At 38.3% G+C, this 6,859-nt stretch carries 8 protein-coding genes and 1 pseudogene; all 9 read left to right on the forward strand.

What is annotated here, in order from left to right:
- A pseudogene (locus tag L6H98_RS31005) lies at positions 1 to 775 on the forward strand (hypothetical protein); the annotation flags it as partial.
- On the forward strand, positions 775 to 1,260 hold the full coding sequence (locus tag L6H98_RS31010; protein ID WP_236421544.1) for a hypothetical protein: 486 nt from the start codon (positions 775 to 777) through the stop codon (positions 1,258 to 1,260). The pseudogene L6H98_RS31005 and the gene L6H98_RS31010, both read left to right, overlap by 1 nt.
- A gap of 503 nt (positions 1,261 to 1,763) precedes the next feature.
- Entirely contained in the window at positions 1,764 to 2,621 is an 858-nt protein-coding gene (locus tag L6H98_RS31015; protein ID WP_236421545.1) for a hypothetical protein, read from the forward strand.
- A 6-nt stretch (positions 2,622 to 2,627) separates the two neighbouring features.
- Positions 2,628 to 3,242, forward strand: a complete 615-nt coding sequence (locus L6H98_RS31020; RefSeq protein ID WP_236421546.1) for a pentapeptide repeat-containing protein — start codon at positions 2,628 to 2,630, stop codon at positions 3,240 to 3,242.
- A 679-nt stretch (positions 3,243 to 3,921) separates the two neighbouring features.
- Positions 3,922 to 4,842 carry a hypothetical protein gene (locus L6H98_RS31025; protein WP_236421547.1) on the forward strand — a complete coding sequence of 307 codons (921 nt, stop codon included), beginning with the start codon at positions 3,922 to 3,924 and terminating at the stop codon, positions 4,840 to 4,842.
- Positions 4,843 to 4,912: 70 nt separating this feature from the next.
- Positions 4,913 to 5,281, forward strand: a complete 369-nt coding sequence (locus L6H98_RS31030; RefSeq protein ID WP_236421548.1) for a hypothetical protein — start codon at positions 4,913 to 4,915, stop codon at positions 5,279 to 5,281.
- A 339-nt stretch (positions 5,282 to 5,620) separates the two neighbouring features.
- Positions 5,621 to 6,007, forward strand: a complete 387-nt coding sequence (locus L6H98_RS31035) for a 1,4-dihydroxy-6-naphthoate synthase (protein ID WP_236421549.1) — start codon at positions 5,621 to 5,623, stop codon at positions 6,005 to 6,007.
- A 56-nt stretch (positions 6,008 to 6,063) separates the two neighbouring features.
- Positions 6,064 to 6,366: a hypothetical protein gene (locus L6H98_RS31040; protein WP_236421550.1), complete on the forward strand. Its 303-nt coding sequence runs from the start codon at positions 6,064 to 6,066 to the stop codon at positions 6,364 to 6,366.
- 111 nt (positions 6,367 to 6,477) lie between these two features.
- Positions 6,478 to 6,859: hypothetical protein (locus tag L6H98_RS31045; RefSeq protein WP_236421551.1), on the forward strand; the 382-nt coding region annotated here is incomplete at its 3' end.

Genomic DNA, 6,859 nt, shown 5'->3' on the forward strand with positions numbered 1-6,859 from the left:
GGACGAGACATGGACGACATGGAAGCAGCAGACTAAAGATCGTCTGAACAAAAGCGTAGACGATATCACGGATTATGTATCTGATTCGATGGAGCGGATACGAAATACTCGTTTTGGCCCGGAATTTGCAATGGATGGACCAACTGGTGTCTATTTCACGAAGCCGAAAAAGCCAATTCCGCCCAATAGCCAGCAGCAGCGTTTTTGGAGTGAAATGGAAGCAGGCAAGGATGATTTAGCGAAGAAGTTGGATGAGTGGACGGGTGAATTTAACGATCCAGTAATAACGAAAACGAATAAAGGTGTAGAAGTTAAATTTGAAAACCCGTACGGTAGTATAATAAAGTGGGTTGAACAAAACCCTAAGAATATTCCAAATGCAATTGAAAGTGCAAAGAAGAGTAGTGATGTTGGTAAAGCTATTGAGGCTGAAGTTGGAGAACACGTTAAAAAACATGTGGAAGTTATAGGGTTCGGTTTAAAACTAGATAATATTACTACTGGTAAACCAGCAGGAGATATTGATGTTATGACACACAATCAAATTATTGAGGTTAAGAAGTCAATGTCTGCTGTTAAAATGGATCAAATCGATAAGTATGTTAATCCAAGTCACCCTCAATTCTTTAATTATGAGGGTAGAGAGATTATACTATATGTTCATGAGCCTATTGATGCCTCGAATGTTCAAACAATTAAAATGATCCAAGAAATTAATAATAAAGGTGTAACAGTTGTTAATTCGCTTGATGAGTTAGGAGGAGTATTAAAATAATGGGAACGTCATCCTTTTTGTTATTTAAACGCGGAGAAAGCACTCCAGCAAATGCCTTATTGAGGGGCCTTAATAATATATGTATAAAGGAGAATCTTTTTTTTGATAGTGATGAAGAAAATTATAATAGTGAAGGAACGCTAAAATACACTCGAGTATATATAAGTGACATGCCTTTTAGGGAAAACTATTCAAGATCTCTTTGCTTTAGCGTATATGATGAACCGTATGAATTTCAAATAGTTAGTTTTAATTGGGACGATACGAACGATGAATATTTTAAAGCAGTAGTATCTGACGATTTTTATGAAAATGAAGATCTATTATTGCGATTTTTCCATGCGATACTTAAGATCTATCCGACAGCCAAAATATGGATTGAGGGAGAATGGTTTTATACTCTAGAAGACCTGGATAATATTACTAACATGCCGTACAGCAGTGATTGGTGCTACAAAGATCCAGGAGGAATATCTCGAAATTAGTTGTGGATGATGATTTGCCAAAAAAAGATTCGATTTAATGGGGGCTACCCAGTGCCGGAATGAACCTATCATTCAACTAATAACACATCTAACCCATGTAATGCCCGTATAGGGATTTTTTCTTTATGATTGTATGCACATCCAATGCTTTAATCGATAGATCGAACAGGTCGATTATGATCAGATACCACCATAATTGACCTGTTTTTTGTTATCTTCCTTTTCTTGCGTTTTTTAAATATGCTCGCAATTGTAGAATAAGTCGCCCCGATAGGGAGAATGAAATTGCAATAAATTGCATCTCCTTTCAGGGATTGTTACACCGAAGGAAGAATTCTGCTGAGGTGCAGTTGACTTAGAACAGTCAGGGACGGCTAAGGATAGTCAGAGCCGTTATTAGTTGCCGCGGATGCGGCTCTCGGTGCGGCGATGATCGTCGTCAATGTCAAGAAACTGAATGATTTAAAGAACGGGAATGCGTATACGAACCCCACGTTCTTGGTATGGACCAGCAGCTGCTGGACAACCTGGGCGTCGCCCTGATGCTTGTCAATCTCGCCATCTTGGCCAAACACGGACTCAATAAAGCGGCAGACAAGCTCGTGAATAGCAAAAATATGTCCGCGCTGGACGAGACATGGACGGCATGGAAGCAGCAGACTAAAGATCGTCTGAACAAAAGCGTAGACGATATCACGGATTATGTATCTGATTCGATGGATCGAATGCGTAATATTCATTCATATTCATTTTGGCCCGGAATTTGCAACAGAAGGGCCAGCCGGTGTCTATTTCACAAAGCCGAAAAGCCAATTCCACCAAATAGCCAGCAGCAGCGTTTTTGGAGTGAAATGGAAGCAGGCAAGGATGATTTAGCGAAGAAGTTGGATGAGGGGATGGGTGAGGTTGATAAACCTGATCTTTATGATAAGAATGGAAAATATACCGGAGGAAGAACACAGGAAGAATTGGATGATTTAGCTCGTGACCCATCTCATGCCGGTAGGATCGAAGAACAAGGAATAAAAGAAAGGGAAGTAGGACTTGATTTAGAAGAGCAGGGTATTTTAGGACGTATTGTTCGTGATACTCAAGCCGATAAAGGCAGTGATCTTATTGACATAACTACTGGAATAAAGTGGGACGTTAAAAGTTTTGAATCTTATCCTCATGGTCATACTAGTCCTAAAAAAGGAGCGTTTACAGTTAAAAGAGCAATGGATAAGATTTATGGTGAGTTTGAACTAGGCAACAGTGTCATAATTGATACGAGAGAGTTAGTTCCTGAACATATTCAACAATTAAGAAAGGCGATTGAGGAAGATGGAATCGCTGATCGTATTATTTGGTATCCTACGTGAGGAGGCATGATCATTTTGGATAGTGATTCTAATAAAATTATTGCCCAGCTCCAGCAACATCAATTATGGGTGGACACTGTCGGAGAACAAGGGAAGAAGCTGGGGCTGGATGAAATTGATTTAAGGAGCATTGATTTAAGAAATTATTCATTAGATCAAGCCTATTTTACGGAATGTATATTTAACTCTATGAATTTACAAAATAGTGATTTTCATAATTCAGTATTATCTTCTTCTGAGTTTATCTCAGCCAACTTAGATGGAGCAAATTTTTATAAAGCAGACCTTTCGTACACAAATTTCTCGAAATCATATATGCGGAGTACAAAGTTAGCCAAGGCAGATTGCTATGAAGCAATTTTCCATGCCACTGATTTAACAAATGCTAATTTGGTAGCTTGTCTGTTTTATGACACCGATTTTCAAAATGCCATATTAAAAAATGCAGATATCAGTGTAGCTTCATTCAAAAATGTTCTCTTACATGGAGCTGATTTATCAGGTTTAAGAGGGATAGAAGAAGCAATTATATCTAGTATTAATATTGGTACTCCCGATTCTCCAGTTATTCTACGTGAAGAAGAAGCTAGAAGATGGATACAAACACAAGCAGGAAAGTAAAGGTTACATTACTTATATGTTGATAGACTCACCTTGTACAGAATGAGTCGTGCGGCTGATTCCAAATAGATTTAACCCCTGTAATACCCGTTTCAAGATATCTTCATTTCGGTTGTACGCACATCAACTTTTATAACCTAACGCTATTTCGTTACATCTAACAGGTTCATTATGGTCAGATACCACCGTAATTGACCTGTTTTTTGTTATCTTCATTTTCTAGCATATTTTAAATTTACTCGCAACTTTAGAATGCGCTACCCCGATAGGGAAAATGAAGTAGCATATAATCGCATCTTTCAGGATAGATACCACCGATATTAAGAGCAGGGCGAATCAAAAGAAATTTTTTCATATCTCCGTAACTTAACTGAACCTTTCAGCGATTGTTACTGTGAAGAAAGTAACGCTGGTGACGGTTAGTTAACATAGAACAGACAGGGAACGTATAAGGGTAGCCACCTGTCCCTAATAAAACCCAAAATTCATCAAAAAATTCGGGAAAGGTGGCACATGAAGGGAGTTACTGTATCCATCGGCCGTATTGTCGTTCACTTTATAGACGTGTACTTGGACTTCTTCAATGAGTTCCATAAAGAATCTGTCACTATTACAGGGTTAGGACGAAGGTGGGGAGGAATTTTAAAAGAGATACTTATCCAGATACACGTTTCAAGTATTGATCATCGATTCGCAAATGCTGATCGCCGAGTTTAACGTTATATTTGGCGTGGTAGCCATTATTGCGGCCATCCCGACAGGCGGAAGCTCCTTGTATTTGTTGGCTGCCGCGGATGCGGCTCTAGGTGCGGCGATGATCGTCGTCAATGTCAAGAAACTGAATGATTTAAAGAACGGGAATGCGTATACGAACCCCACGTTCTTGGGTATGGACCAGCAGCTGCTGGACAACTTGGGCGTCGCCCTGATGCTTGTCAACCTCGCCATCTTGGCCAAACATGGACTCAATAAAGCGGCAGACAAGCTCGTGAATAGCAAAAATATGTCCGCGCTGGACGAGACATGGACGACATGGAAGCAGCAGACTAAAGATCGTCTGAACAAAAGCGTAGACGATATCACGGAGTATGTATCTGATTCGATGGAGCGGATGCGAAATACTCGTTTTGGCCCCGAACTTGCAACGGAAGGACCAGCTGGCGTCTACTTCACGAAGCCGAAAAAGCCAATTCCGCCCAATAGCCAGCAGCAGCGTTTTTGGAGTGAAATGGAAGCAGGTAAGGATGATTTAGCGAAGAAGTTGGATGAGGGGACGGGTTATTCTGCACAGATACCTCGAACAGGAGCAAAATGGAATGATTACTACAAGAGCAAATATGGAGACGGAAATTTTACATGGGTAACAGAGTTAAAATCTTATGATGATATTTTAAGTAATCCCAAAGCTCTATGGAGTAAATCAGCTGATGAAGTTGGAAGAACTCTTGGAGATGGATGGACGAAAGGTACTTATGGCTCAGCAGGTACTGGATGGAAATTCACAAACGGCGATAAGTCTGTGCTCTATCCCCTAGGAGGAGGGGGACATGAAGGGTCATACATTGGTTTCTCAAGTGGCAGACAGGCAAAGTCAAGGTAGTAAGAACTGATTATAAACCGTTACCCGGGGATAAGGCTACAGTTATTCAAAAATAAAGGGGATATGTTTAATGGGAAAAATATCCACAGGAAAACTGTTGGAGCTATATGTAGATACGATTGATAAATGTGGAACATACCTGCTAAGTGAGGATGATACGGTAATTGGCTACAATATCTTTGAAGAATTCGATACAGGAGTAATTTCATTTTTACACGTTGATGTCTTACAAAGACTTAATGATGCCGGACTAATTAGTGATGAGATGGTGTATAAAAGTTCTATCTTAAGAGACTTAGTTCTAGAATTACAGCAAGGCGATGAGTGGAATGTTAATGCGGTTAGAAATTCACCAGATTGGAGGAGGGTACTTGAACTATCTGATGAAATCAAGGGTTACTTGGTGGCTGATAAAAAAGCCCTACCCAGTGCCGAATGAACCACTCATTCAACAAATAATACATCTAACCCATGTAATACCCATATAAAGAGTTCTCGTTTCAGGTTGCAGGCCCATCAAATGCTCTAATTTTCAACCTGAATAACGCTCCTCGGATACATTAAACAGGTTGATTATGGACATATACTACCGTAATTTGACTTGTTTTTGTTATGTTCATCTTCTCACAGTTTTTTATTGCAACTGTAAATTACGCCAAGACGAAAGAGATGAGAAGGTGATATGTTACATATTTGATAATCGTTAGCATGTAAGTGATGATAAAGTTGTTCAAGGCAATCACATTTTGCACCACCCAAATGATCTGAGGTGATTTCATTGGAAGAATATGATTTTTTTACTAAAATTTTCTTGGATAGCGATGTTGATAAAGAAATGTTGCTAGATGCAGTCTCAAACATTGTTAAGGGCACTATTAGTGGTTCAAGCATATTGACGAAGCATTCAGAAATAATTATTTTCAATAACAGTGATTTCGATAAAGACAAAATAAACCAAGGAAATGATGGCTTTCTATATTACAAGTACTACCTAGAAATTGAACCAACTGAAAATGGGGGTGAAGTTAACTATGTATTAGAAATATCCAATCTGCTGACAAAGTTATGGGATGCTGATTTTAAAGCAATAGCATCGTGCGATTTTGAAAATCTCCTACCAAGAAAAGGCGGTTATAATTTTGATGGCGAATACTGTTCTACGTGAGGGACGATTTTCCCAGATTACGTGTTACAACCATAATCATTTTGGAGGTCAACTTTATGTTTTACGAAAAAGTACGAGCGGTTTTAGGGGCACGTGCGTTGCTAGACGATAACGATCCTAAGATAAAACAAAAGTGGACAGAATTAATTGAACTCCTTAGTACAGATGAGAGTTTAACCTTAGCTTTTTTGAATCAATGTACCAAAACTGAAATTTCGTTTCTGAGTGAAGTGTTTGAAGAGGTTGCGTATAATTTGCAAAGCGGAAAATTCATTGATCTATTATATTTGTTAGATGAAAGGTATCCAGATTTAGACTTAAATAGCCATATTCAAATCGCTGAAAGTTATATGGTGTAAACACTTTTGAGGATTTTCAACTCGGACAATTAGAGTGTCTGTAAGATAGTCCTTGTAAACTCTTAAACCAAGTAAATGGAAATGGTAGAAAGGTTGGAAAGAGTGAGAAAAATGTATCTTGAGAATGCAATAGAAAGAATAAATAAAGTGAATTGGACAGTAATTGGTACAGAAGGTATACGAGAAGATGCAAAATTAATGGCAGAGTTTTTGAGGAGAATGGCTGCTTTTTCTTTATCTTATGACGTAACTCTTCAAAACCCCTTTGTCATTGATATTGCTGAAGAATTAGGCTTCCAAAACAACATAGATACTGAAAAACTATGTTCCAAAGAAACACTAGAATATGTGAATAATAACATGTATGCAAATTGTTTAATTAAATCATATTTAAAATTATCAGCAATATCAGATGAAAATAAAGAAGTTCAAAAGTATTTAGATATTTATGATCCAATAATAAGATTATTTGAAAAGGGCGTAAATATTATAG

This window comes from Paenibacillus sp. JJ-223 (assembly GCF_927798175.1).
In the GTDB taxonomy this organism is placed as follows: domain Bacteria; phylum Bacillota; class Bacilli; order Paenibacillales; family Paenibacillaceae; genus Paenibacillus; species Paenibacillus hubeiensis.